Genomic DNA, 24,575 nt, shown 5'->3' with positions numbered 1-24,575 from the left:
AAAATTCTCTCAACGGATTTGTGGGCCGATGAATCGGCTCTTGGCTTCAACGTGGACGCTGTTGTCATCGGCGTCCTTGAGGATGAATTTCACCTCGTTGGTGCTCGATGGCAGTTGTTCCGGTGCGCTGGACAACTCGACCGGCATGCTGACGATATCGCCGGCGGCAACCTTGATCTCTCGCTTGCCTTGCAGGCGCAGGTCCGGCAGGCCCTCGGCTTGCAGCAGGTAAGTGTGGTCGCGCTGATCCTTGTTCATGATCTTCAGGCTGTAGACGTTCTCGATCCGGCCTTCGGCGTTTTCGCGGTACAGCACGCGGTCTTTGCTGACGTCGAAGCCGACCAGTGAACGCATGAAGAACGCAGCGACCAACAGGCTGATCATCGCCAGCAGCACCACGGCGTAACCGATCAGGCGCGGTCGCAGTTTATGGGTTTTCTGCCCGGAGAGGTTGTGTTCGGTGGTGTAGCTGATCAGCCCGCGCGGGTAATCCATCTTGTCCATGATGCTGTCGCAAGCGTCGATGCACGCAGCGCAGCCGATGCACTCGATCTGCAGGCCATCGCGGATGTCGATGCCGGTCGGGCAGACCTGCACGCACATCGTGCAGTCGATGCAGTCACCCAGCCCCAGCGCCTTGTAGTCGATGCCTTTCTTGCGCGGCCCACGGCTTTCGCCACGGCGTGGATCGTAGGAAACGATCAGCGTGTCCTTGTCGAACATCACGCTCTGGAAGCGCGCATACGGGCACATGTAGATGCACACCTGCTCACGCAACCAACCGGCATTGCCGTACGTGGCGAGGGTGAAAAAACCGACCCAGAAATACGACCAGCCATCAGCCTGGCCGGTGAAGAACTCGATGACCAGTTCGCGGATCGGCGAGAAGTAGCCGACAAAGGTCATGCCGGTGACAAAACCGATCAACAGCCACAGCGAATGTTTGGCCAGCTTGCGCAGGAATTTGTTGGCGCTCATCGGCGCCTTGTCGAGCTTGATGCGCTGGTTGCGGTCGCCTTCGGTGACCTTCTCGCACCACATGAAAATCCACGTCCACACGCTTTGCGGGCAGGTATACCCGCACCAGACGCGCCCGGCGTAGACAGTGATGAAGAACAGGCCGAACGCGGCAATGATCAACAGCCCCGAGAGCAGGATGAAATCCTGTGGCCAGAAAGTCGCGCCGAAGATGAAGAACTTGCGCTCCGGCAGGTTCCACCACACCGCCTGGTGACCGCCCCAGTTCAGCCACACCGTGCCGAAATACAGCAGAAACAACGCCGCACCGCCGAGCATCCGCAGATTGCGGAACAGGCCGGTGAAGGCGCGGGTGTAGATTTTTTCTCGTGAGGCATAAAGGTCGACGCTGTTGTTCGCGTTCTTGCTCGGCGGCGTGACGTCGTGTACCGGAATCTGATTGCTCATCATTGCATCCCACGGCAGTGGAAAAATGCCTCGGTCGATACGTGCCAACCGAGGTCAAAAAGGCTGTTGCAGTAGCGCGATGATACGCCTGCCGCTCTGGCTCAAGGGTGCGACCTTTGGTCGCGTTGGGTAAAAAATGCGGATGGTGTAGCGATTGCGCAAAAGCCTGACGCAGATCAATTGACTTGTTGAGTATGGACGCTTTTGCCGAAGTGGCTAGTTCATCCTTTCAATTGTTTGTTCACGCCGCTACCGTTGATTTCGCAAGTTGAATAACACCCGTGATTGTTTTCGTCCAGGCGACAAGTCAGGCCGGACGTTACGGGTTTTTATTGATTCGTATGTTGTAAGTTGTTGGGTCTGAAATATATTCACTCGATTGTTGTAGGTGAAGGCTTTGAAGTTTTCGCTGTATTCGAATAAGTTCTGTTCGCGCGAAACTTCTTTTGCGTACCGAAAATTAATTGAAATGGAATTTCAAGCATGGCTTTGAATAAATTCATGAGCACCTTTATGGGTGCTTGTCTGGTAGCTTCGGCTATTACCGCTCAGGCTACAACTGGCATGCCGAAACATATGGTCTTTGCTTCGGATACTCAATATCCGTGGACAGACAAGACCGATATCCGCGAACCCGAATCGGATTCAGAATTCACGGCGCGCTCGAAATGGCTGATTGAAACCCAACTTGCGAGCATTGCCGAATTCAGAAATCAACACGGCTCTCAAGCGCAGGTTCCTTTGATGATCAATGGCGATATAACCGCTTTTGGTCATGGCTGGCAGCGCTCGTTCATGAAGGATTCGCTGAACAGGCACTTCAAGGGTGAATATCTTTACGGCTTGGGCAATCACGACTATGAAAACAATGTTGATGATTGCTTTACCAATAACTGTGCTGCAGGAAGTATTGTCGAGTTCAAAGAACATCATGAGGGTAAAGTAGATAACTTTGATCTGAAAATCACGGACGGTTTTTTGAGCAAGACGTATGCCGGTAGTCTCGCCTATTCGAAAAATATCGGCGAAGTGCATATGGTTCAGCTCAATAACGAGCCGACCTACACTACCCGGATTGCTCATCCGTTGAACCCGACGACGTTCGAAATCAACGACGCACTGGACTGGCTCGAGACCGATCTGCGACTGGCGCGAGCGTCGGGCTACGCCATCATTATCAATATGCATAAACCCTTGCGGCATCAAGGCAGCCCCGAGCAAAAGAAGCGTTTCCATGACATGGTCAACAAGTACCAGGTGACGGCCATTTTCGCCGGCCACCTGCATACCGAGGGAGGAAGTTCCTACTGGGAGGGCAGCGTCCCCATGTATCTCAGCGGAAGCACCTCTCAGCAAACCTACCTGACTGCGAATTTCACCGAGGATCGCAAGCAGTTGCAGGTCTATCTGGTGAAGAACAACCAGTGGCGTGAGCGGACGCTGATCGATACTACGGTTGTGCATTCAATCTTTGCCCAACGCCCATGAAAAAAGCCCCGCTGGTGATAAGGCGGGGTGTTCAGCACTCAGTTACTGGCAGCGATCCATGGGTTGATCAGATTGACGCCGCTGAGTTGAAAGTCCGCAATGTTGCGAGTTACCAGCGTAAGCCCGTGCACAAGCGCGGTGGCGGCGATCAAGGCGTCGCATTCACTGCTGCGGTCGGGAACATGCAATCGTGCGCACCGGGTGGCGACGTTGGTATCGACCGGCAGGATTCTTCCAGAGAACGCCGGTTTGACGTGGTGTTCCAGCCAGTTGCGCAGCAGCTGGCCTTGTGAAGGGGCACGACGTTCGATACGCAGGACGCCCGTTTCCAGTTCCAGCACAGTGATTGCGGATAGATACAGGCTGGCTGGGGAAACGCTGTTTGCCCATTTCACCACATGCTTGTCGGCTTGGTTTTTCCGCAGCTCGGAAACTACATTAGTATCCAGTAGAAACATCAGGAAAGGTCCACGCTGCGAGGATTGATGACAGCGCGCTCGGGTTCGAATTCGATTTCAAGCGCATTCGGCATCGCCAGCAGCTCAACGATGCTGGTCTCGCAACCGGTCAGTTTCTGGTACTCCTCGATGCTGAGCAATACGTGGGCAGGCCTGCCTCGGTCAGTAATGATTACTGGACCTTGACGCGTGGCTTTTTTGGCTGCACTGGTGTCCTGATTGAACTCGCGGCTGGAAATAGTGGTGATGGCCATCATGTTTGGCCTCCAGAAATTCTGATGTAGGAACGTTACTATTTTGAGATTTTCCCCGCAATCGGAAAGGCAGGTCGGGGACGATCGGTTTGTCAATTTCATAAGGGCACCGGCGAAGGCGCCTCTCGCCAAGGCGCGAGGCGCTGGATATAGGGCGTAAATTCGGTGTTCTTGCTGCCCTTGTCAGAGCAATCTACCGCCGCCGAGGCCGTCGAGTCCGCCACCGTGGCCGGGGCTGTTCATGGTTTGCTGCGATACCTTGAGTAACGGTTTCACAGGTGTTCGTTCGAACCCTGCCCTGTGGGTAGAGCCGGGTTGAGGCTGATTTTGCAGTGTGCTTTGGTGATCTTTCGACATTGGGGCTTCATCCTTGAAGTGGACCCGATAGGCTTATCGGGCGAAAAAACCTACCGTGCATCGCAGCTCAGGTCCATTGAGCAAGCGTTTCGAATCATGAATGCGAGCATGCAAAAAGGCCCCGCCAATTCTCATTGGCGGGGCCTTTTTTGCTTCAAGCGTTGGCCTTACTCAGCCTTCGCCTCCGGCGCTTTTTCACCATGGGACAAGCTGTAAACATACGCCGCCAGCAGGTGCACCTTGTCGTTACCCTGCAGTTGTTCCTGCGCAGGCATCTGGCCCTGACGGCCGTAACGGATGGTCTGCTGCAGTTGCGCGAAGCTCGAGCCGTAGATGAATGCGCCCGGATGGGTCAGGTCAGGCGCACCCATGGCCGGCGTGCCTTTACCGGCAGGGCCGTGGCAAGCCACGCAGTTGGCGGCGAAGAGTTTCTGGCCGTTGGCCGGGTCGGCCTTGGTGCCTTCCGGCAATTTACGGCCATCGAGGTTGGTCACCACGTAAGCAGCCACATCGGCCACGCCTTGCTCACCGATCACTTCAGCCCATGCCGGCATCACCGCGTGGCGGCCGCCCATGATGGTGGTCTTGATGGTTTCCGGCTCACCGCCCCAGCGCCAGTCGGCGTCGGTCAGGTTGGGGAAGCCATAGGCACCCTTGGCGTCGGAACCGTGGCACACCGAGCAGTTGGACGCGAACAGACGGCCGCCCATCTTCAGTGCTTGCGGATCCTTGGCGACTTCTTCGATCGGCATCGCCGCGAACTTGGCGAAAATCGGACCGAAGCGCGCGTCCGAACGGGCCATTTCCTTTTCCCACTCGTGGACGCCGGTCCAGCCGGTCTGGCCGTTGGCGAACGCGGTCTGCTTCTCGGTATCCAGATAGTTGTAGCCCGGCAGCAGACCTTTCCAGTTGCCCAGGCCCGGGTACAGCACCAGATAACCCAGGGCAAAAATGATGGTGCCGACGAACAGCATGAACCACCATTTCGGCAGCGGGTTGTCGTACTCCTCGATCCCGTCGAAGGAGTGGCCGACCGTCTCGTCCGTCTGTTCGCTGCGCTGGCCCTTGCGGGTCGACAGCAGCAGCCAGGTCAGGGCGAAGATCGTACCGAGACTGAGGACTGTGACGTACAGACTCCAGAATGTAGTCATTCTTTGTTACTCCTAGAAGCTTGCTCGACGTGCTTGATGGCTTCGGGATCATCGGCAAAAGGCAGCATGGTCGCGTCGTCGAACTCCGACTTGCGCTTGGGGCTGAACACCCACAAGGCCAGACCGATGAAGGCCACCATCACGACCACGGTGCCCAGGCCTCGAATCATCCCGATATCCATCAGATTCACCGTTTGCTTTTGATGATGGTGCCCAGGCCTTGCAGATAGGCCACCAGCGCGTCCATTTCGGTTTTGCCCTTCACGGCATCCTGTGCACCGGCGATGTCTTCGTCGGTGTACGGCACGCCGAGGGTGCGCAAGACTTCCATTTTTTTCGCGGTTTCCTTGCCGTCGAGCTTGTTTTCCACGAGGAACGGATAAGCCGGCATTTTCGACTCGGGGACCACGTTGCGCGGGTTGTACAAGTGCGCACGCTGCCAGTCATCGGAGTAACGACCGCCCACACGGGCCAGATCCGGGCCGGTACGTTTGGAGCCCCACAGGAACGGGTGGTCCCAGACGCTTTCACCGGCAACCGAATAGTGGCCATAGCGTTCGGTTTCAGCGCGGAACGGGCGGATCATCTGCGAGTGGCAGCCGACACAACCGTTGGCGATGTACACGTCGCGGCCTTCCAGTTCCAGCGCCGAACGTGGCTTCATGCCCTCGACCGGCTTGTTGGTGACGTCCTGGAAGAACAGCGGAACGATTTGGGTCAGGCCACCGACGCTGACGGCGATGACCATGAAGAAGGCCAGCAGGCCAATATTCTTCTCGACAGCTTCATGCTTCATCAGTGAGCTCCAACGACGGCAATCTTGGCGGCGGCTTCGGCTTCAACCGGATCCGACGCACGGACGGTGCGGTACACGTTGTAAGCCATCAGCAACATGCCGCTGGCAAAGAAAGCACCGCCCAGCGCACGGACGATGAAGCCCGGGTGGCTGGCCTGCAGCGCTTCGACGAACGAGTAGGTGAGGGTGCCGTCATCGTTGATTGCACGCCACATCAGGCCCTGGGTGATGCCGTTGACCCACATCGAGGCGATGTAAAGCACGGTGCCGATAGTGGCAAGCCAGAAGTGCGCATTGATCAGCCCGGTGCTGTGCATCTGCGCCCGGCCGAACAGTTTCGGGATCATGTGGTAGATCGCGCCGATCGAGATCATCGCTACCCAACCGAGGGCGCCGGCGTGTACGTGGCCGATGGTCCAGTCGGTGTAGTGCGAGAGCGAGTTGACGGTCTTGATCGCCATCATCGGCCCTTCGAAGGTCGACATGCCGTAGAACGCCAGCGACACCACGAGGAAGCGCAGGATCGGGTCGGTGCGCAACTTATGCCAGGCGCCCGACAGGGTCATCATGCCGTTGATCATGCCGCCCCAGCTTGGCGCCAGCAGAATTATCGACATCGCCATGCCCAGCGATTGTGCCCAGTCCGGCAGGGCGGTGTAGTGCAGGTGGTGCGGGCCGGCCCAGATGTACAGGGTGATCAGCGCCCAGAAGTGCACGATCGACAGACGATAGGAGTAGATCGGGCGTTCGGCCTGTTTCGGCACGAAGTAGTACATCATCCCGAGGAAACCGGTGGTCAGAAAGAAGCCCACCGCGTTGTGGCCATACCACCACTGGATCATCGCGTCAGTGGCGCCGGAGTAGGCCGAGTACGACTTGAACAGGCTGACCGGCAGCGACATGTGGTTGACGATGTGCAGCATCGCGGTGACCACGATGAACGCGCCGTAGAACCAGTTGCCGACATAGATGTGCTTGGTTTTGCGCTTGGTGATGGTGCCGAAGAACACCAGACCGTAGGTGACCCAGACAATGGCCAGCAAAATGGCGATCGGCCATTCCAGCTCGGCGTATTCCTTGGTGGTGGTGTAACCCAGCGGCAAGGTAATGATTGCGCCGACGATGACCGCTTGCCAGCCCCAGAAGGTGAAGGCCGCGAGGCTGTCGGAAATCAGTCGCGTCTGGCAGGTTCGCTGCACGACATAGTAGGAAGTGGCAAACAGTGCACAACCGCCGAAGGCGAAAATCACCAGGTTTGTGTGCAACGGGCGCAAGCGTCCAAAGCTCGTCCACGGCAGACCGAAGTTCAGTTCCGGCCAGACCAGTTGCGAGGCGATGAAGACACCGAGCCCCATGCCAAGGATCCCCCAGACCACCGTCATGATGGCGAACTGGCGGACTACCTTATAGTTATAAGCAGTCGGACTGATTGCTGTGCTCATTCTAAGGTTCCACGGTTTGGGTATTTTTATAGGGATAAAATCGGCCGCAAGTATGTATAAAGCAGGGGGTCATTGCAACGCGCCATGACCTGGGTCAATGCTTTCCAACGCTGATTCTGCGGCCTTTCCATGCGCCGCGTAGGGTCAAAAATGGCCTCTGACAAAATGTCGCAGTGCGCGTAAAAAGCTCGCAATCCGGATCGCCGTCAACGGTGCCCGTTCACAGGTCGTGATCGGGAAATTGCGGGCAATCGGCGCAACAGCCGTTATCTACCTGCGTTTGCGGCGAATCCATCAGCCGGTTCACGGCGCGCATCGTTCGGGATTGATCGGGAAACCGACTTCAGCCGGTCCGCTTCGATGAAGCGTAGACCCGAATCCGGGGTTCCGAAAGGAGAGGATCCAAGGGGTGCGACAATGCGTCGCAAAGGGGCGGGAAACTGCCGCAGCGAGAAAGCTGCGGCAGTGGTGTGCGCAATTGCTATTTCTTGTTGTCTTCAGTTATCAGTTTTTCTGTGTTCAATCCGTGGCTCAGGCTGTACACATAAGCGGCAAGCAATTGCACTTTATCGTTGCCCAGCAACTCGTTCTGCGCTGGCATATGCCCCTGACGACCATGGCGGATGGTCTGTTCCAGTTGGGTCAGGCTGGTGCCATAAATGAAGCCGGCCGGGTGGGTAAGATTCGGTGCGCCCATGGCAGGGGTGCCTTGGCCAGTTGCGCCGTGGCAAGCCACGCAAGTGGTACTGAACGCTTGCTGCCCGGCTTGCAGATCTGCTTTGCTGTCGGCAGGTAGCGGCAGGCCCGCCAGTTCGTGGCGCACATACGCGGCAACGTTTTTCACCCCGGCCTCACCGAGCACTTCGCCCCAGGCCGGCATCGCCGCCATGCGGCCGCCCATGATGGTGGTCTTGATCGTCTCGGCATCGCCGCCCCAGCGCCAGTCGCTGTCAGCAAGGTTAGGGAAGCCAAACGCGCCCTTGGCATCCGAGCCGTGGCACACCGAGCAATTGGAGGCGAACAGACGACCGCCCATTTTCAGCGCCTGCGGATCCTTGGCCACTTCTTCCAGCGGCATCGCCGCGAATTTGGCGAAGATCGGCCCGAACCGTGCGTCGGCCTTGTTCATTTCCTTTTCCCATTCGTGCACGCCGGTCCAGCCATCCTCATAGCCGGGCAGGATGCCTTTCCAGTTGCCCAGGCCCGGATAGAGAATCAGATAACCCACCGAGAACACCAGCGTGCCGGCGAACAGCATGAACCACCACTGCGGCAGCGGATTGTCGTATTCCTCGATGCCGTCGAAGCTGTGGCCCATGGTCTGGTCGACGCTGCCCTTGGTCTCGCCCCGACGGGTGCCGATCAGCAGCCAGGTCAGGCCGATCAGGCTGCCAATGGTCAGTACGCAGATCCACGTACTCCAGAAGGTGGTCATGGCCGGGTACTCCTTGTTTCAGGGGCTGAAATTGTTTCGGGTAGTGGCTCGTCGGCGAATGGCAGCAGGCGTGCTTCGGCGAATTCCGGGGTGCGCTTGCGGTTGAACACCCACAAGGTCAGGCCGACGAAGGCGACGAACACCACGACCGTGCCGAGGCCGCGAATCAGGCCAGCACTCATTTCAATGACCATGGTTCACCTCTTGCTCTTGATTGCAGTGCCGAGCACTTGCAGATAGGAAACGAGGGCGTCCATTTCGGTCTTGCCCTTGAGGCTGGCGACCGCGCCGCTGATGTCGTCGTCGGTGTAAGGCACGCCGAGGGTGCGCATGGTCTTGAGCTTGGTTTCGGTGTGGCTGCTGTCGACCGCTTGGGTGACCAGCCACGGGTAGGCCGGCATCTTCGACTCCGGCACGACGTTGCGCGGGTTGTACAAGTGCGCGCGGTGCCAGTCATCAGAGTAACGCGCGCCGACCCGGGCCAGATCCGGACCGGTACGTTTTGAACCCCACAGGAACGGGTGATCCCAGACGCTTTCACCGGCCACCGAGTAGTGCCCGTAGCGTTCGGTTTCGGCGCGGAACGGGCGGATCATCTGCGAATGGCAACCGACGCAGCCTTCGCGGATGTAGATGTCGCGACCTTCCAGTTGCAGCGCGGTATAGGGCTTCATACCCTCCACCGGTTTGTTGGTGACGTCCTGGAAGAACAGCGGGACGATCTGGGTCAGGCCGCCGATGCTCACGGCGAACACCATCAGCAGCATCAGCAGGCCGACGTTCTTTTCAATCGTTTCGTGTTTCATGGCGGACTCCTCAGGCCATCTGCGCGGCAGCGACGACGTCGGCAGGCTGCGAGGCCCGCACGGTGCGCCAGGTGTTGTAAGCCATCAGGAACATGCCGCTTAAGAAAATCGCCCCGCCGATCAGTCGCACGACAAAGCCCGGATGGCTGGCCACCAGGGTTTCGACGAAGGAATAAGTCAGCGTGCCGTCCTCGTTGACTGCGCGCCACATCAGGCCTTGGGCGATGCCGTTGACCCACATCGAGGCGATGTAGAGCACGGTGCCGATGGTTGCCAGCCAGAAGTGCGCGTTGATCAAACCGACGCTGTGCATCTGCGCTTTGCCGAAGATTTTCGGGATCATGTGGTACAGCGCGCCGATCGAGATCATCGCCACCCAGCCGAGGGCGCCAGCGTGAACGTGGCCGATGGTCCAGTCGGTGTAGTGGGAGAGGGCGTTGACGGTCTTGATCGCCATCATCGGACCTTCGAAGGTCGACATGCCGTAGAACGCCAGCGACACCACGAGGAAGCGCAGGATCGGGTCGCTGCGCAACTTATGCCACGCGCCCGAGAGGGTCATCATGCCGTTGATCATGCCGCCCCAGCTCGGTGCCAGCAGAATCAGCGACATCACCATGCCCAGCGATTGCGCCCAGTCCGGTAGCGCGGTGTAGTGCAAGTGGTGCGGGCCGGCCCAGATGTACAGGGTGATCAAGGCCCAGAAGTGCACGATCGACAGGCGATACGAGTACACCGGACGCTCGGCCTGTTTCGGCACGAAGTAATACATCATGCCGAGGAAGCCGGCGGTGAGGAAAAAGCCTACGGCGTTGTGGCCATACCACCATTGCACCATCGCGTCGGTTGCACCGGCGTACACCGAGTAGGACTTGGTGAAACTCACCGGCAACTCGAGGTTGTTGACGATGTGCAGAATCGCCACGGTGATGATGAACGCGCCGAAGAACCAGTTGCCCACATAGATGTGCTTGGTCTTGCGCTGCATGATCGTGCCGAAGAACACGATCGCGTAGGCGACCCAGACGATGGTGATCAGGATGTCGATCGGCCATTCCAGTTCGGCGTATTCCTTGGAGCTGGTGTAACCCAGCGGAAGGCTGATCGCCGCCAACAGGATCACCAGTTGCCAGCCCCAGAAGCAGAACGCGGCGATTTGCGGCGCGAACAATTGCGTCTGGCAGGTGCGTTGCACCGAGTAGAAGGAGCTGGCGAACAGCGCGCAGCCACCAAAGGCGAAGATCACCGCGTTGGTGTGCAGCGGGCGCAGACGGCCGAAACTGGTCCAGGGCAAATTGAAGTTGAGTTCCGGCCAGACCAATTGCGCCGCGAGAAAAACCCCGAGGCCCATGCCGACGATGCCCCACACCACCGTCATAATGGCGAATTGGCGGACCACCTTGTAGTTGTAGGCGGTACTGATAGAAGTGTTCATGGTTCCCCATCCACGGTTCAGCCGAAGTGAGCGCGCAAACGGCGCGAATCCTTCGCCTGGAGTTATAGGCAGACTAAAAGCGAGGCAAGCATGGACAAACAGCACAAGGCCAGTATTGACGGGGATCAATGGGCGCAGTGTGTGCTCGATCATGGGTGGCTTTGGGATGCCGCTGTTGGTGAGGCTTCGGCAACGCTGATTCTGGCCCACGGGGCGGGGGCGCCGATGGATAGCGACTGGATGAACGACATGGCTGGGCGCCTTGCCGGGCTTGGGGTCAACGTGTTGCGCTTTGAGTTTCCGTATATGGCGCAGCGGCGGGTGGATGGGGTGAAGCGGCCGCCGAATCCTGCTGGCAAGTTGCAGGAATGTTGGCGGGAGGTGTTTGCGGTTGTGCGGCGTCATGTCGCTGGGCCGTTGGCGATTGGCGGTAAGTCGATGGGGGGGCGGATGGCGAGTCTGGTGGCGGATGAGTTGGGGGTGGATGCGTTGGTGTGTCTGGGGTATCCGTTTTATGCGGTGGGGAAGCCGGAGAAGCCTCGGGTTGAGCATTTGGCTGGTTTGAAGACTCGGACGTTGATTGTGCAGGGGGAGCGGGATGCTCTGGGGAATCGCGAGGCGGTTGAGGGGTATTCGTTAGCGCCGGGGATTGAGGTGTTTTGGTTGGTGGCGGGGGATCATGATTTGAAGCCGTTGAAGGTTTCTGGGTTTACGCATGAACAGCATTTGGCCAGCGCCGCGCAGAAAGTATCCGAGTTTCTCAAGGGTTAACCGAGATTCTGTTTTCCATGAAGATCGGCTCCCTTTCCCACTCGCCCCCTTGGGGGAGAGGGTTGGGGTGAGGGGGTAGCTGTTGATCTTGCTTTTGGTGATGCCGCGCGCATAAAACCATGACCATTGCGCGCGGTATTTGGGGTTTGGTTCTTTTGCACGGGGTGCAAAGGAATTGCAGGATGGTAGCGGGATTTTGATTCCCGCTGTGGGGTTAGTGGGTTTTGATTAGTTTTTCGGCGATCCATTGCGCGATTTGCGGGACGACGGCGTTTCCGGCAGCGAAAGCTTCTGCAAGGTTGGACGCATCCAGTCCGAGGCAAAGCCCATCATCGTCAGACGTTCGCTGCCGCTCAACCATCTGATGCCATCCGTTCGGGTGAGCGACGAAAGTGGTACAGCCCATAGCGATCTGGGAGCCGGCTTTGTTTGCCAATAGAGTATTGGCAGCCCATGCATCCGCGGGCCGTGGCCAGGGTTGCGATTGAGACGCTGGAGGTATTGCGTCCACTGGCGCGGCGTCAGCCAGCAGCTCGATGGGGGGCATTCGGTGATGACCGGCGACCAGGAATATTCGGCGACGTTGCTGGGGGACTCCGAAATATTGAGCATTAAGCACTCGCCAGCATCCCACATACCCGCTGTCCGCAAGGGCCCGGATGACTGTTTGAAAGTCTCGGCTATCGTTGATAGCGAGCAAGTTAACGACGTTCTCAAGGACCACCCAGCGAGGTTGTGTTTCTTTGAGGATGCGTATGACTTCCCAAAACAGGCCGCTGCGCTGGCCTTGCAGGCCTCGGGTGTGTTGGTTGCCGGGGCGGCTGCCGGCGTTGCTGATGTCTTGGCAGGGAAAGCCTGCGGTGATGATGTCAACGGATTGCAGGTTGTGTGCGCCGCAGTGGCGCACGTCTTCGTGTTGGATGGCGTGCGGAAATCGGTCGGCAAGGACAGCCCGGTTGGTGGGGTTGAGCTCCACTTGCCAGGCGGTGCGGTAGCCTGCTTTTTCGAATCCTTCATCAAAACCTCCTATGCCTGCGAACAGGCTTCCAATGGTGGGCTGGGGCACGTCTGCGCTCTTGTGGGCAGATGCTCAGGGCATTCGGATAGGAGGCTCGGGGCCTTCAGGTGATTGAGTGTCCGGCAGCGCGGGCACTTGATTTGCAGTTCGGTGAAGCTTTGGGCGGCGGCGAGTTTGCGGTGGCATTGGCCACAGCGGATGTCTTGCATACGTTTATATCCCTCTGGCTGTGCGCCGACGCTGGTCATTAATCTTGGGGGCGCTGATGACCCACTCCCGCTTATCACCACTGAATGGTTACGCGTCCGTCCGCGCCATCTGGTGCTGCACTTGCGCCGCGGCCTCCGCCGCCGTGTCCTGGCGTCACGGGTTTGCGCGGATCGTCCCATGAGGCGCCCGACTCACCGCCTCCGCCAGCGCCACCTATGAATCCAGTGTTTTTAGAGCCGCCAACCGGGTGGCCTGCTGTGCCGATACACTCATTTTCGTCCCCGCCATGACCAATGCCGCCATGAGGCGCCTTACCGTCGAGCCGCCCACCTAGTCCTGCCGTGGCGTACACAAAGTTCCCGAAAAAAGACGCGCCGCCCGCGCCTCCGGTAGTGTCCAATTCAGTGGCCCCTTTACCGCCGGCCCCAACGGTTATTTCCACCGTGGTCACGCCTCGTAGGTCGACGAGTTTTCTAGCAATGCCGCCACCCGAGCCGCCAGAGGGGCCAGGTAAAGTGATCGATCGCGCGCCACCGCCGCCGGCTCCAATAACGACAACCCAGGCCTGGGTTACGCCTGAAGGGACCTTCCAGGTATATATCTCGGGTTCAGAAAAGACCGCGCAACCGCGGAACGGGAACAAGCTGGCGAGGTGTTTGGGCGTCACGGTTGTACCGGTTTCGGTACCCGCTTTGACCGCTGCCTGGGTTGCGATGCGCGCTATCCCGGCGGCTTTTTCGGTGGCCTGAACGACTTTGTCGGCGATGGTTTTCAGTGATTCGAATTTGCCTTTGAGCCACACCGTGCGGTTGGTTAGTTGTTTGATGGGCAAATTGGTCACGCCCTCGGGGCCGCCGACGACGGGGTCGGAGGTCTCGATCTGGTAGACGCCGGGCGTCCATTGGTTGGTTTCGGGTAGGTCGGCCATTAGCTGCTTCCGTGGTTGTATTGGCCGTCGTAACGGGCGACTGCGTTGTAGCGGATGGCGACAGCTTGGTAGTCGAGTGAGACCAGCCGGCAGCGCGCCGGGGCGACGGACAGGAGGACGCGGCGCAGGAGCACCGCTTGATCGTTGGTGATGCTGCGTTTGAGGATGACGCGGTATAGCGGCCACAGGGTTGGCGGGCTTGGCTGGTTGTCGGCTTTTGTTTGCGGCCCTTCTTGCAGGGTGACTTCGCCGAAACCGAGCAAGTAGATGACTTCGCGGATCGCCCACGGGGTGCCCTTGAAACGGTGCAGTTCGATGGCGTTTTTGATGAGGTTGCGCTTGGCTTGCTCGGACTCGGCCAACTGCCACGCGGCTTCGTCCAGCAGTGAGAACTGGTCGGCCAGATGTGGCAGCAGCCTGGGTTTTACCAGGTCGATCAGGTAGACGAGCATGGCGTTGAGGTCGAGGTCGGCAAGTGACTGGTCGAGCAGTTCGCACAACAGCGTGAAGCGCGCGTCGCCGGCCAGCGCAGGGGTTAGCGGGTCAGCCATCGGCGACGCCGGCGTCAGTCAGCTTGATGGCGCTGCAATGTGCCCATTGGTTGCTTTGAAGCTCACGCAGGTTGACCGGTTTCCTTACGTCCGCGCGGTAAACGCCGGGCACTTGCAGCGCGGCGGTGAGTTGTTCCGGGACGAGATCGTGCCCCAGCGCGGCGCTGCATCTTTGGGCATAGCGTGTTGCGGCGGCTTTTGCTGCCGCCATCACGGCGCTGCGGTCGGCGTTTGCATACAACGTGAGGTTGGCAGTGATCTGGTAGCGGACCTCTATGGGAGCGGCCGCGATTACGGTGTCGCACAGCGGGCGCAATTTTTCACCGCTGATTTGCTCTGTGATGTCTTCCAGCAGTTGCGGCGTCGGCAGGCCGTCGGCGGTCAGCGGATAGAGCGCAACGTGACCGTCGGGTTGGCCTTCGTCGGGGCCGTGGACGGCGACATCGATGATGGATTGGTGCACGGCCAGCGTGTGATAGCGGTACGCGGCGCGGCTGCCGGCGTTGCTGAAGGCCTCGGGCGCCAGGATGATGCGCTCGCGGTAGCGATCGTCGTTTTCGTCTTCGGCACCGTTGGCCGTGTTGGTTGTGTTGCTGGCCGTGAGGCTTGGGTCTGGCGGGTTGATGAGCGCGCTGATCTGGCCGAGGGTCCAGCCGTTGCCTTGCTCGCCCACCGTCTGGCACGTGGCGGTGACGGACACTTCGGCCTGATCGGCAGGCAGCGTTACATCGCGGTCGGTGGTGAAGACCACTTTGGCGTCTTGGGTGCTGACGCGTGTGCCTACCGGGATGAGTAACGCTTGAGCGGTCGCGGTAGGCAGGCTGAAACGCAGGGTGCACCGGGCGGCTTTGGCCAGCAGACGCGGCGTGGCAACCAGTTCGCCCAGATAATCGAGGATCGGGCCGCGGGCGAAGCGCACCAGCAGTTGTTCGCCAGCGTGTTGAATGCTCATCTGCAAGCGGGACACGGCGTAGGCGATTTGATCGATGTAGAGCCGTTCGATCTGTGCCGGGTACAGGGTTTTGCCGGATGCTTTTTCGTAGCGGGCGATCAGATCCGCCTCCAGCGCGGCGGGGTCGATCTTGATGAATTGGGGTTTAGGCAACGCGCGCATACGGCACCTCGGTGAGCTGCTGGCGCTGGCCGGTGATGCGCCATTGCACGCGGGCCGTGATGTGGTGGGCGCTGATCTGGATGTGGACTAGATCGACCGAGACGCGCGGCTCCCACTGGCGCACGGCGTCGAAGGCTTCGCGCACCAAGTGCGGCGTGACGCGATCGGTGGGCCAGTCAAGGTAACGGTGGAGGTTGCTGCCGAACTCGGGACGGTGCGGGTCGCTGCCTTTCGGTGTGGTGAGGATGATGCGCAGAGATTGGTCGATATCACGCAGGCCTTCGACGATCTCGCCGGTGGTGCCGAGTGCGGGTTGCCAGTGGGCTGCGGTGATGTGGGTGTGGGGGATGGAGTTCGTCATGGGCCCGATGGTGAGCGAGGTCAGCAATCGGCGCTTTTAAACAGGTTTAAGGCTGCGGTAGTCATTAGGAATGAGGCAAAATCATGGAAATATCGAAAGGAGTCGCGTCAATGTCTGGAATATCAAAGGAAACAGTACTTCAAGTCATCCGGGATTTTTGGATTCCGTTCGTTTTGGCCTGCGGATGGACGGCGTACTCAGTCTTGGGACAAGAAATCACGGTTAAAACTGTGTTTTCTACGTTGGGGCCGTCATTCTTTATGTTCAGCTGGCTGAGCGGACAGCTCATCAGGGTCCGTAAGCAGGCTGGAGTTGAAAAGAGCTTCAATCAGTTGCAATCGCGTATGGGAGAAATGATCGAGGAATTTCAGGGCAAGGCACTGGCGACCATTGACCACATCACCGGAGGCGACAGCTACTGTTACGCCGAACCACAGTTGTCTCGGCCAACGTATTACCCTATTCAATGGATGGTGAGAAACGCGGGCGATTATCCGATGTATCAAGTTGCGGTGAGAATAGATGACTTGAGCTCAAGAGAGATCTTCTTACCAGGCGCAATCCATATGGACTCAAAAGACGTGGTGCTCGGAGATATCCCTTGCAAAGTTGCGCGACATTTTGACTGGAGCCATGTTGGGCAAACCGAATCTCGTCATTTCACTCTTACGTTTGAGGCAAGGAACGGCATCCTGATTCAGGACCTGATAATTAGAAGGATAAATGGTGAGCTTGGCTTTGCTTACAGACTCAAGAAAAACGACGAAAAATTGACCGTCATTAAAGAGATTGTACCTGCGAATTTTCCCAGAGATGAGAACGGGGAATTTGATTGGAGCGAGCCTCCCGTCAGTGACTATGATGGTTTGAGTTTCCGTTCAAATCGAGGACAGCACCTGTAGCGTTGATATCTCCATTGATCCGCAGATCACCATTGATCGTGAGCTGCGGTATATCCAGCGTAGTAGCTGGCGCCTTCACAGTAATCGGTTCAGTTGCTTCAATTTTCATGCCCCCACCGCATTTCAGTACCACCTCCCCAACACACTCCAACCTCATCACCCCCGCCACCCGGTCATACGCCACCACCGTCCCATCGCTATAGCGCACAAACTCCGTGTCCTCATCCACCACCGGTGGTGGCTCCGCCGTCGAATAAATCCCGCCCAAACAAACCCCGCCCACGCCATCCCCATCCAGCAGCACCGCCACCTGTTCGCCGATCTCAGGCATCAGTCGTCGGCGTTGTGTGCCTTGGGTGTTGCGTTGGGGGATGTTGAGCCAATAAGTCTGGACGCCGTCACGGTCGTCGAGGCGTACGCGCAGGCGGCAGGTTTGGTGGTCCAGGGCGGTGACTTCGCCGTATTCGAGTTGGGTGGGCATGGGTTCTGCCTTCAGTGAATGGTTAATGGTTTGAGATGCGGGCGACCTGTTGGGTCGTGGTGTAGCCGGATTGGCGGGTGATGCGGTGGGCGGATGAGGTGATGAGGTAGCGGCCGTTGAGTTGGCCGGTGGTGAGGAGCCGGATGACGTTGCCGCTGGTGAGGTGCGGTTGGCCTTGAGTGGTCCATTGGCCGGTGGTGCGTTGGCGGTTGGCTTGGGCGAGTTCGGCTTTCGCTTTGGCCTGGGCCTGTTCGGTGGTGGCGCTGCGCTGGCGGCTTTTGTGGGTGTCGGCACTGGTGGTGGTTTGGCTGGCGCTGCTGGGGGCGGCGACGGTTTGGTTGTTGACCAGCGTGTAGGTGATGAGCTGTTTTTTGGCCGGGTCTTTGTGTTTGATTTCGATGGCCTTGGGTACCGTTTTGATTTGGTCGCGCAAGTTGATATTGGCCAGGTCTGTAAGGCGATGCGTGGCGACGGGCGCGGCCTGCGCCAATCGTTGGATGGCGTGGAAGACCAGTTGCCGGCCGGTGATTTTGAAGGCGTAGTCGTAGGTGGCGGCGAGGTTGCGCAGGAACGTCAGGTCGGTGTCTTGCTGGGTCAGGCGGTCGAGTGGAATGGGCTCGATGTGGCCGACCAGAGTGAGGCCTTGGCGGGTGGCGATCTGTTGAGCGATGGCGGCCAGTGTGAGGTCTTCGTAGGCGCGGTGTTCGACGGTGCGCAACGGGCCGTTGATGCCGGTGGCCAAGGCATGAATGGTGATGGTCGAGGGTGGGCCGTTGAGTTCGACCTCGTCAATTTCCAGTCGGCCGAGGGTTCGCAACGGCGCGCCTTGCCAGCCGATCGCCAAGGTCAGCGTATCGCCGTGGCCAGGGTACCAGGCATCGCGCCAGCGGCCTTGGGTGTCTTCGAGTTCGACCTCCAGACTGTCGGCGTTGCCGGTCAGGTGGTCGGTGTAGGTCAGTGACAGCAAATGCTCGCTGACATCGCGGGTGATGTTGCGCTGCTGATAGGTCAGCACAAAGCGCGCCTGCAAAACGTGTTGCGGGTTTAGCGCATCCATGGCGGGACGTCCTGAGCGGTGGGCAATGCTTCGAGTAGTGGAATGGCCAAGGTCAGGCCCGAAGGCAACGTAGCGCTCAGCGGGACGTTCGGGTTGGCTTCGACGATTGGAAAGTAGCGGTGAGCGTCGCCGTAATAACGCCAGGCCAACTGATCCCAGCGCTCGCCTTCGGTGGTCAGGTGCAAGATGAACATCAACGCCTCCGGGTCAGAATGTCGGCGGCCAGCCCGGCCAAGCGATCGCTGGCGCCGTCCAGTACCGTGACGGCTTCATCGAGGGATGCTTGTGATGCGCCGAAGCGATTGATGATGCTGGCAAGGTCGACGGGATTCAGGCAATCGCGGGCACCCATGACACTGCCCAGCACGTCTTCGCCCAACCGGGACAGGTCAGCGCCGTCACGCAGCAACCCGGCAGCGCCGGCGAGACCTCGCAGTGGCTCGATGGCCTGCGCGGTGACGCCGAGCAACTGCGGGACCTGGCCGAGAATGGCCGCTGGGTTACCGCTCCTGGCGGCGTGGTAAAGGGTTTGGCCTTGGCGCAAGACGGTGCCGGCGGTTTTGGCGTGGCGAATGACGTTCTGTGCCGTACTGGGCGCCGCCGCTTGGCGCGAGATGACGCCGGGTGAATCCATGGCCGGCGCGCTGTCGCGGGCTGTGGGATCGAGCAAACCGGGCGCGTGAACCTTGCGAATAAACGCGCCGGTGTACTCGCGCAGGCTGATCTGCAACGTGGCGGCCAGCAACTGCCCAGTGGCCGAGGTGCGGCGGATGACGTTGCTCAAATGGGTGATGACGTACGGGCCCAGGTATTCACCGCTGCCCATCACCCACGCCAACGGCTGGTGTTGAGTTTTGGCCAGACGCAGCGCGCGCAAGCGCTGCTCCGGTTCGCCCAATAGCGGGTGCAACTCGAGCGTCAGTTGGCACTCATCGAGCCCTTCGCCGACCCACTCCAGCAACGGTTTGCCCTGCATACGCGGGTGCTCGGCCCAGTCGGCGGCGCCGCTGTGTTCAATGGCACTGACGCCGCCGGCCACGGTGAATTCGATGTCGCCGAGAATGGCAAACATCAGAATCCACCTTGGGCTGACGGCCCGTAGCTGCGACGGCGAGCATCATGAAGGTAGCGTTCCATCATGCGCGTCCACTCACCGTACGCGGCTTGCAGCCCTTGGTTGATAGCTTCAGCCCCGGCGCCAGCGGGCACGTTGATCTGCGGCGAAAAATGGAAGGTCATGCTGGTCGCCGCGCTGGTGGCCGAAGCGCTGTCGCCGCCCATGCGGCTGGCCCTGGACACCTGCTGAAGGTCCGGCGGCGCGATGTCGACGCGGCTCTGCTCGGCCATGCCCAGCGCGGCCTGCTTGACCAGCCCCGCATGGGCAGCAATGCCCAACGCCGCGCCCTGGCTGATGTTGGCACCGTAACCGATGAACACGCGGCTGGGCGACTCGATGCCCAGGGTTTCAGTGAACCAGCCTTTGATGGCCGAGCCGATGCCGACCACGCTGTCTTTCACCGCGCCGAGGCTGTTACGCAGGCCATCGACCAAGCCGCTGATGAGCATGCCACCGAACTCCGTGAACGTGCCCGGCAACTCGACGCCCAAGTAATTCATCACCCCGGCAAACGCACGGTAGATCAAACCCAACGGCGAGAAGTTGATCAGCAGCGCCAAGATGCCCGTCAGCCCGCCGTCAAAACCGGTTTTGACCTCCGACCACAACCCGGTGAAAAACGCTTTGATCGGCTGCCAGTGTCGGTAAATCAAATACGCCGCCATCGCGATCCCGGTGATCAACAGACCGATGGGGTTCATCATCAAGGCTCGGCCCAGCCAAAGAACGGCTTGGCCTGCCAGCTTCAGGCCAAACAGCAACGTACCGCCCAACACCTTGCCCAATAACAAGGCACCGTGCGCCATCAGTTTGAGCGGGCTGGCCAGCGCCATGAGCAGGCCGCGCGTGAACAGCCCGGCGTACCTTCCCACTGCTAGCAGGCCCGTACCCAGTCGCTTGAGCCCCGACATCAACGGCGCAAATCTGCCCATCTGCCACGCACTGCGCAGCAAGGTGAAACGCGCCGACAGCGCCGTCACCGTCGTAGACATCGCCACCAACGGCGCGACGACCAGATTGGCGCCGTACGCCAGGCCGATAAACGCCAACTTGCCAAGCAGCAGACCGCCGACCAAACCGACGACGCCTTTGATCAACGCCGGGTGCTCACCGGCCCATGCCGAAAACCCCCGCATCAGCGGCACCAGCGCTTGGCTGATCTCGACGATCGCTGGCAGCAACGCGTTGCCGACAGAAATACCGATGTCGGCCAGGTTGATGCGCAGCGCTTTCAATTGCTCCTTGGTGCTGCCCATGCGTTTGATCCAGTCGTCATCGAGCACGCCCTGGTCGGCGGCATTGCGGCTGCCTTGCTCAATGCCGGCCATGTCGTGCTGATTGGCCAGTGCCGGCCGGATGAACGACAAGACCTGCTGATCGGCAAACAGCTCACCTAACTTGTAGGCCTGATCCAAGCGCGCCAGCGCCGTTTGCCGCTCCTGCTGGTCGTTGATGGCCAGCGCCTTGCCGTACTGCGCGGCGGCGTCGGGAGCGTCTTTGCCCAAATGCTGGGTGAGGATGCTGAGCATGGCTTGCGCTGGCGACAAACCTTCGCTGACCAGATTGTGCAGGCTGCCTTTAAGGTCGATGCCTGCCTTCTCGAAGGCCTTGAGGGTGTCGGGCGACGTGAGCTTGGAGAGGAAGTTTTTGAAGTTGTTGGCGGCCTCGTCATTGCTGCCGGCACCGCGCCGGGCGATCTGCAATGACGCGCCGATCTGCGCCACCGCGCGCTCGCCGGTGATGCCGAGTGCGGCGAACTGCGGCGTTAATTGCGGCAGCCACTTGGCCATGTCGGCCAGCTCGAATTGCCCGCTTTTACCGGCAAAGGCCAACATGTTCATCGAGCGCTCAAAGCCTGCCGCGCCGATGTTCAGGTTGTCGTTCAGGGCGATGGCCACCGCGCCGAGGTGCTCCATGCTGGCGCGCGTCGCGGTGGCGGTTTTGGCCAGCACCGGCGCGTAGTCCGTGAGCGCCTGGAGGTTGTCGATGCCGCCGGCGACCAACACGGCGGTGCCGTTGGCGACGTCGGTTTGGGTCTGATTCCAGGCCAGCGCGGCGCCGCGCATGGCCATGCTCAAGCGTTGCTCTTGCGCCGGGTCGAAACCGCCGCCAATGGCGATGTCGCGGGTCTGATCCTGAAAATTAATGGCGGTTTTTATCGACTGCACAATGGGCGCGCCCAACGCCGCGCCGGTGCCAATCGTCTCCATGGCTTGGCCGCGCAACTGGCTGCGCTGACTTCTGAGCGCATGACCGCGCGCCAAACTGGCGTTGAGCTGCTGTTGTTTTAGATGCAATTGATCAAGGGTATGGCCGACCGCGTCGTACTGGCGACGCAACTGGCCGATGCCGGCGCCGCCACGGGCCAATGACGCCGCCAACTCGTGGCCCAGCTGTTGCTGCTTGAGCGTGAGCCCATCGACGGCGCGGCCCAAGTGGCGCACGGTGGATTGCGCCGAACCAAACGCAGCGTTGAGGCTGCCGGAGACGACGGCGCCGATTTTTAAACCGATGAGGACTTCGTTGGCCATCGTTGCTACGCTTTGGTCATGTTTGAAAAAACCGCGTTACGCACTGCCCACACCCTCTATGCACTGGCCATTGGTGCCGGTGTGATCGGCCTTGCCTGGGTGTGCCTGGTGCATTTGCCGTGGTGGGCGGCAATGGCGGCGTTCTGTGTGGGCTTGCCCGTACTGGCCATGGCCGCCGTCCCTTTGGCGGCGGGCGGTGCGCTGGTGGCGGGCGTGGCAGTCGGTTTGCTGGCAGTGGTCAGCGGCGCGCTGGCTCGGCGTGTTCGAGCCGGCGATTGATCTCGCGCTGACAGACCTCGACCCATCGCCAGTACTCGACCATGTCGAGCCGTTCGATCTCAGACGGCGGCAACCTCAGCACCAGCAGCAGCGCTTCGTCCCAAGACTGGAGCAAGGTCTCGGCCGGCTGCCATTTCCCGCAACACCTCGGTGGCGAGCGTTGAGTCGGCAATGTCGAGCTCACCCAGATCTTCAAGGGTGATGCCCAACAGCTTGGCGACCAGCAGGTCTTCCATGGCGCCTTCGTCTTTGGTGACCGCTTGCGCGGCGCTGATGTCTTTGCGTTTGAGGCGTCTGATGGGCAGCGACGACAGGAGCTCGCCGCTGGCGCTGGTGAAGGGGAATTTGAGGGTGAAAGTGTGGGTGTCGGTCATCGTCATGGCTCCGGGGTCACTACGGCTTTAATCCGTGAAGACGTGATCTTGGAGCGGTATTGAGGCACAGGCTTTTAATTGGATTTATAGAGCCCGTGATAGGCGGAAATCTTGGCTATGATCATCCCGCCAAGGCGCAACTCTGCGCCCAAAAGGAGAAGGCAGCATGAGCGTTGATAACAAAGCAGAATTTAATGTGCTGGTGGGTAAGATTTTAAGGATGCTGGCAGAGGCGTGCCCTGCACAGGTCAAACTGGATGCCGAGACCTTCAACCTCGAAGCCGGCTCTTACGACACACCAAGTGGCATCATTGGAGTGTTCTACAACGCGTCGCCACAGGAGCAATTCCTGACCGATACGCTTCAATGGCTAGTCGACGAGGGCTATATCCGAGGTGAGTCCAACCGAGGCTATTACGTTGCGACGTTCCAAACCTTAAAACTTTACGGCTCCGTTCCTAACGCGCTCACCAACTAAGGAAAGCAGTCAGTCGCCAGACTGACTGCTTTTGCGTTCGCATTGGCTCTAGGACGTGGGCACAACGTTATCCAACGCTTTGTTCACGGCCAACTCCCCCAACATCACTACCTGCGCAATGCCCAGCAAAGTATTGCGCCGAGAGCCCTCCAGCATCCCGGCGAAATCACCGAGCATCACCGTGGCCGATGCCAAAGATTCGCAAGCGTTGACCAGCAAGGATTCGGTGTCGGATTCCGGGTTGACCATAAACAGCGTGTTGGGACTGTAAGGCGTGGCGTTGATCTTGGCCGGCGCGAGGTAATGGTCGAGCGCGCGCTCGGCGGCGTCGTGCAGTTTTTTAGAATGGAAGGATTCATAAGGCGATACCGATTCGGTGACCGGCGGATGGGACGGTGTCTGTGACATCAGCTGAAACTCCGATGAGCGCCGCTTGAGCGTCTGGATAAGAGGATGCCGCGCCACGGCTGTGGCGCGTCCGCTGGCAGTGAGGGAGCACGCCCCCTCCTGCCTGGGTTGCCGGCTAGTTCGACACGCGTCGGCTGTCGAGCACGCGATTGACGATGAGCTCACTCAACATGATCACCTGCTGCAACATCAGCAGCGATCGACGCTGTGGGTGGTCAATCACGCCGCCGATTTCGCGGGCCATGTCATTGGCGGCTGCCAGCGATTCACAGGCTTCGACGAGCAACGTTTCCTCGTCCACCGTGGGATCGATGAGAAAGATCCTGCCCGGCTGGCGCTTGGGAATGGTGGTTTTGAGCGTCTGAGGGTCGAGGTAAAAGTTGATGGCGCGAGCGGCCGCATCTTTTATCCGCTGAGGTTCGAGCGCGGGGTCGTACGGAATTGAATCGTCGGCTGGCGGGTTTGGCGTTACTTTGAACATAGATGAATCTCGTATCGAAGTAGATAAGGAGCCATCACCCACGCTACCAAACGATGGGTGGCGGCCATGCGCGGGTTGGTAGACCGGTCGATACGCAACCCGGCGCTCACGAATGAGCCCCACGCATGCCCACCATATAAAGCTCAGCCACAAAAATGGGGCTGAATAAGGTGGCGCCTTGCGGCGATATCGGAGCGGGCTACCAAACCCGATCACTGTTTTGCAGTGACAGGGAAACGATATAGCCCAACCGATAGCCGTGTAAGCCGGCGGATTCTGAAGTACCCGTAGGCAGCGGCGCAAGGCGTTGTAGGCTTTTTGGAGTAACAGTTGGTGTAATTTAAACGTGATTGCCAAATCGCGTTTATGCCCTGCACGCGCCTGACTCATCTCATCTCTTTGGGATGTAGCAGATTCCAGATCTTGCGGCTGTCGAGTCGCGTTGTTGCGGGCGCGTATGAACGCAG

30 protein-coding genes are annotated in these 24,575 nt (G+C 59.4%); 5 read left to right on the top strand and 25 right to left on the bottom strand.

Features of this window, described 5'->3' with window-relative positions; all coding sequences use genetic code 11:
- Positions 1-9 precede the first annotated feature (9 nt).
- Positions 10-1,425: a cytochrome c oxidase accessory protein CcoG gene (ccoG, locus tag KVG87_RS12680; protein WP_041479087.1), complete on the bottom strand. Its 1,416-nt coding sequence runs from the start codon at positions 1,423-1,425 to the stop codon at positions 10-12.
- Positions 1,426-1,908: 483 nt separating this feature from the next.
- On the opposite strand from ccoG, the gene KVG87_RS12675 reads away from it, so the two are divergent.
- Complete coding sequence (locus tag KVG87_RS12675; RefSeq protein WP_217850968.1) at positions 1,909-2,913, top strand: metallophosphoesterase family protein; 1,005 nt, start codon at positions 1,909-1,911, stop codon at positions 2,911-2,913.
- A 38-nt stretch (positions 2,914-2,951) separates the two neighbouring features.
- Here KVG87_RS12675 and KVG87_RS12670 read toward each other — a convergent pair whose 3' ends face one another.
- From KVG87_RS12670 to ccoN (KVG87_RS12625), 10 genes are all read right to left on the bottom strand, one after another.
- A complete protein-coding gene (locus KVG87_RS12670; RefSeq protein WP_217850966.1) occupies positions 2,952-3,371 on the bottom strand; it encodes a type II toxin-antitoxin system VapC family toxin in 420 nt (139 codons plus the stop codon).
- Positions 3,371-3,625 (bottom strand): type II toxin-antitoxin system Phd/YefM family antitoxin, encoded by a 255-nt coding sequence (locus tag KVG87_RS12665; RefSeq protein WP_041479165.1) that lies wholly within the window; start codon positions 3,623-3,625, stop codon positions 3,371-3,373. The genes KVG87_RS12670 and KVG87_RS12665 overlap by 1 nt, the downstream gene beginning before the upstream one ends.
- Before the next feature lie 524 nt (positions 3,626-4,149).
- Positions 4,150-5,133 (bottom strand): cytochrome-c oxidase, cbb3-type subunit III, encoded by a 984-nt coding sequence (gene ccoP / locus KVG87_RS12660; protein ID WP_071171608.1) that lies wholly within the window; start codon positions 5,131-5,133, stop codon positions 4,150-4,152.
- Entirely contained in the window at positions 5,130-5,315 is a 186-nt protein-coding gene (locus tag KVG87_RS12655) for a CcoQ/FixQ family Cbb3-type cytochrome c oxidase assembly chaperone (RefSeq protein WP_016775513.1), read from the bottom strand. Before KVG87_RS12655 ends, ccoP (KVG87_RS12660) begins: the two co-directional genes overlap by 4 nt.
- Before the next feature lie 5 nt (positions 5,316-5,320).
- A complete protein-coding gene (gene ccoO / locus KVG87_RS12650) occupies positions 5,321-5,929 on the bottom strand; it encodes a cytochrome-c oxidase, cbb3-type subunit II (RefSeq protein ID WP_007917161.1) in 609 nt (202 codons plus the stop codon).
- Entirely contained in the window at positions 5,929-7,371 is a 1,443-nt protein-coding gene (gene ccoN, locus KVG87_RS12645; protein WP_024012334.1) for a cytochrome-c oxidase, cbb3-type subunit I, read from the bottom strand. The genes ccoO (KVG87_RS12650) and ccoN (KVG87_RS12645) overlap by 1 nt, the downstream gene beginning before the upstream one ends.
- A gap of 481 nt (positions 7,372-7,852) precedes the next feature.
- Positions 7,853-8,806 carry a cytochrome-c oxidase, cbb3-type subunit III gene (gene ccoP / locus KVG87_RS12640; RefSeq protein ID WP_110601384.1) on the bottom strand — a complete coding sequence of 318 codons (954 nt, stop codon included), beginning with the start codon at positions 8,804-8,806 and terminating at the stop codon, positions 7,853-7,855.
- Positions 8,803-9,000: a cbb3-type cytochrome oxidase subunit 3 gene (locus tag KVG87_RS12635; RefSeq protein ID WP_016773878.1), complete on the bottom strand. Its 198-nt coding sequence runs from the start codon at positions 8,998-9,000 to the stop codon at positions 8,803-8,805. The genes ccoP (KVG87_RS12640) and KVG87_RS12635 overlap by 4 nt, the downstream gene beginning before the upstream one ends.
- A 3-nt stretch (positions 9,001-9,003) precedes the next feature.
- Positions 9,004-9,612, bottom strand: a complete 609-nt coding sequence (ccoO, locus tag KVG87_RS12630; RefSeq protein ID WP_003223389.1) for a cytochrome-c oxidase, cbb3-type subunit II — start codon at positions 9,610-9,612, stop codon at positions 9,004-9,006.
- Positions 9,613-9,622: 10 nt separating this feature from the next.
- A complete protein-coding gene (ccoN, locus tag KVG87_RS12625; protein ID WP_217850964.1) occupies positions 9,623-11,047 on the bottom strand; it encodes a cytochrome-c oxidase, cbb3-type subunit I in 1,425 nt (474 codons plus the stop codon).
- A 90-nt stretch (positions 11,048-11,137) separates the two neighbouring features.
- Between ccoN (KVG87_RS12625) and KVG87_RS12620 the strand changes: the two genes are divergently transcribed.
- Complete coding sequence (locus KVG87_RS12620; RefSeq protein WP_217850963.1) at positions 11,138-11,818, top strand: alpha/beta family hydrolase; 681 nt, start codon at positions 11,138-11,140, stop codon at positions 11,816-11,818.
- A gap of 214 nt (positions 11,819-12,032) precedes the next feature.
- Here KVG87_RS12620 and KVG87_RS12615 read toward each other — a convergent pair whose 3' ends face one another.
- The 6 genes from KVG87_RS12615 to KVG87_RS12590 form a co-directional block, all read right to left on the bottom strand.
- Positions 12,033-12,884 (bottom strand): DNA cytosine methyltransferase, encoded by an 852-nt coding sequence (locus tag KVG87_RS12615; RefSeq protein ID WP_217850962.1) that lies wholly within the window; start codon positions 12,882-12,884, stop codon positions 12,033-12,035.
- Positions 12,845-13,045: a Com family DNA-binding transcriptional regulator gene (locus tag KVG87_RS12610; RefSeq protein ID WP_081932464.1), complete on the bottom strand. Its 201-nt coding sequence runs from the start codon at positions 13,043-13,045 to the stop codon at positions 12,845-12,847. The genes KVG87_RS12615 and KVG87_RS12610 overlap by 40 nt, the downstream gene beginning before the upstream one ends.
- 74 nt (positions 13,046-13,119) lie before the next feature.
- Positions 13,120-13,974, bottom strand: a complete 855-nt coding sequence (locus tag KVG87_RS12605; protein ID WP_217850961.1) for a glycine-rich domain-containing protein — start codon at positions 13,972-13,974, stop codon at positions 13,120-13,122.
- A complete protein-coding gene (locus tag KVG87_RS12600; protein ID WP_217850960.1) occupies positions 13,974-14,525 on the bottom strand; it encodes a phage tail protein I in 552 nt (183 codons plus the stop codon). Before KVG87_RS12600 ends, KVG87_RS12605 begins: the two co-directional genes overlap by 1 nt.
- Positions 14,518-15,639: a baseplate assembly protein gene (locus tag KVG87_RS12595; RefSeq protein ID WP_217850959.1), complete on the bottom strand. Its 1,122-nt coding sequence runs from the start codon at positions 15,637-15,639 to the stop codon at positions 14,518-14,520. Before KVG87_RS12595 ends, KVG87_RS12600 begins: the two co-directional genes overlap by 8 nt.
- Positions 15,623-16,000, bottom strand: coding sequence for a GPW/gp25 family protein (locus KVG87_RS12590; RefSeq protein ID WP_217850958.1), 378 nt, complete (start codon positions 15,998-16,000; stop codon positions 15,623-15,625). Before KVG87_RS12590 ends, KVG87_RS12595 begins: the two co-directional genes overlap by 17 nt.
- A gap of 83 nt (positions 16,001-16,083) precedes the next feature.
- Between KVG87_RS12590 and KVG87_RS12585 the strand changes: the two genes are divergently transcribed.
- Entirely contained in the window at positions 16,084-16,902 is an 819-nt protein-coding gene (locus KVG87_RS12585; protein ID WP_217850957.1) for a hypothetical protein, read from the top strand.
- Here the strand turns inward: KVG87_RS12585 and KVG87_RS12580 are convergent.
- Genes KVG87_RS12580 through KVG87_RS12560 form a run of 5 tightly spaced genes read right to left on the bottom strand, consistent with a single transcriptional unit; the run spans position 16,850 to position 22,088 of the window.
- Positions 16,850-17,383 (bottom strand): phage baseplate assembly protein V, encoded by a 534-nt coding sequence (locus tag KVG87_RS12580; RefSeq protein WP_217850956.1) that lies wholly within the window; start codon positions 17,381-17,383, stop codon positions 16,850-16,852. The genes KVG87_RS12585 and KVG87_RS12580 overlap by 53 nt on opposite strands.
- 22 nt (positions 17,384-17,405) lie before the next feature.
- A complete protein-coding gene (locus KVG87_RS12575; RefSeq protein ID WP_217850954.1) occupies positions 17,406-18,440 on the bottom strand; it encodes a phage late control D family protein in 1,035 nt (344 codons plus the stop codon).
- Positions 18,428-18,634, bottom strand: a complete 207-nt coding sequence (locus KVG87_RS12570) for a tail protein X (protein ID WP_041478330.1) — start codon at positions 18,632-18,634, stop codon at positions 18,428-18,430. The genes KVG87_RS12575 and KVG87_RS12570 overlap by 13 nt, the downstream gene beginning before the upstream one ends.
- A complete protein-coding gene (locus KVG87_RS12565) occupies positions 18,634-19,512 on the bottom strand; it encodes a phage tail protein (RefSeq protein ID WP_217850953.1) in 879 nt (292 codons plus the stop codon). Before KVG87_RS12565 ends, KVG87_RS12570 begins: the two co-directional genes overlap by 1 nt.
- The gene (locus KVG87_RS12560; protein WP_217850952.1) at positions 19,512-22,088 is read right to left on the bottom strand and encodes a phage tail tape measure protein; all 2,577 of its coding nucleotides are present in this window, start codon (positions 22,086-22,088) and stop codon (positions 19,512-19,514) included. The genes KVG87_RS12565 and KVG87_RS12560 overlap by 1 nt, the downstream gene beginning before the upstream one ends.
- Before the next feature lie 18 nt (positions 22,089-22,106).
- Here KVG87_RS12560 and KVG87_RS12555 point away from each other — a divergent pair, with 18 nt between their 5' ends.
- Positions 22,107-22,367 (top strand): hypothetical protein, encoded by a 261-nt coding sequence (locus KVG87_RS12555; protein WP_217850951.1) that lies wholly within the window; start codon positions 22,107-22,109, stop codon positions 22,365-22,367.
- A 59-nt stretch (positions 22,368-22,426) separates the two neighbouring features.
- Here KVG87_RS12555 and KVG87_RS12550 read toward each other — a convergent pair whose 3' ends face one another.
- Entirely contained in the window at positions 22,427-22,741 is a 315-nt protein-coding gene (locus KVG87_RS12550) for a phage tail assembly protein (RefSeq protein WP_217850950.1), read from the bottom strand.
- A 166-nt stretch (positions 22,742-22,907) separates the two neighbouring features.
- Here KVG87_RS12550 and KVG87_RS12545 point away from each other — a divergent pair, with 166 nt between their 5' ends.
- Positions 22,908-23,219, top strand: a complete 312-nt coding sequence (locus KVG87_RS12545) for a hypothetical protein (RefSeq protein WP_041478336.1) — start codon at positions 22,908-22,910, stop codon at positions 23,217-23,219.
- Between the two features lie 48 nt (positions 23,220-23,267).
- Here KVG87_RS12545 and KVG87_RS12540 read toward each other — a convergent pair whose 3' ends face one another.
- Entirely contained in the window at positions 23,268-23,627 is a 360-nt protein-coding gene (locus KVG87_RS12540; RefSeq protein WP_122746585.1) for a DUF6124 family protein, read from the bottom strand.
- A gap of 115 nt (positions 23,628-23,742) precedes the next feature.
- Complete coding sequence (locus KVG87_RS12535) at positions 23,743-24,108, bottom strand: DUF6124 family protein (protein ID WP_122692007.1); 366 nt, start codon at positions 24,106-24,108, stop codon at positions 23,743-23,745.
- Positions 24,109-24,575 lie beyond the last annotated feature (467 nt).

This window comes from Pseudomonas siliginis (assembly GCF_019145195.1).
In the GTDB taxonomy this organism is placed as follows: Bacteria; Pseudomonadota; Gammaproteobacteria; order Pseudomonadales; family Pseudomonadaceae; genus Aquipseudomonas; species Aquipseudomonas siliginis.
The sequence above is the reverse complement of the archived record's forward strand: the minus strand, read 5'-3'. Positions and strand labels throughout refer to the sequence as shown.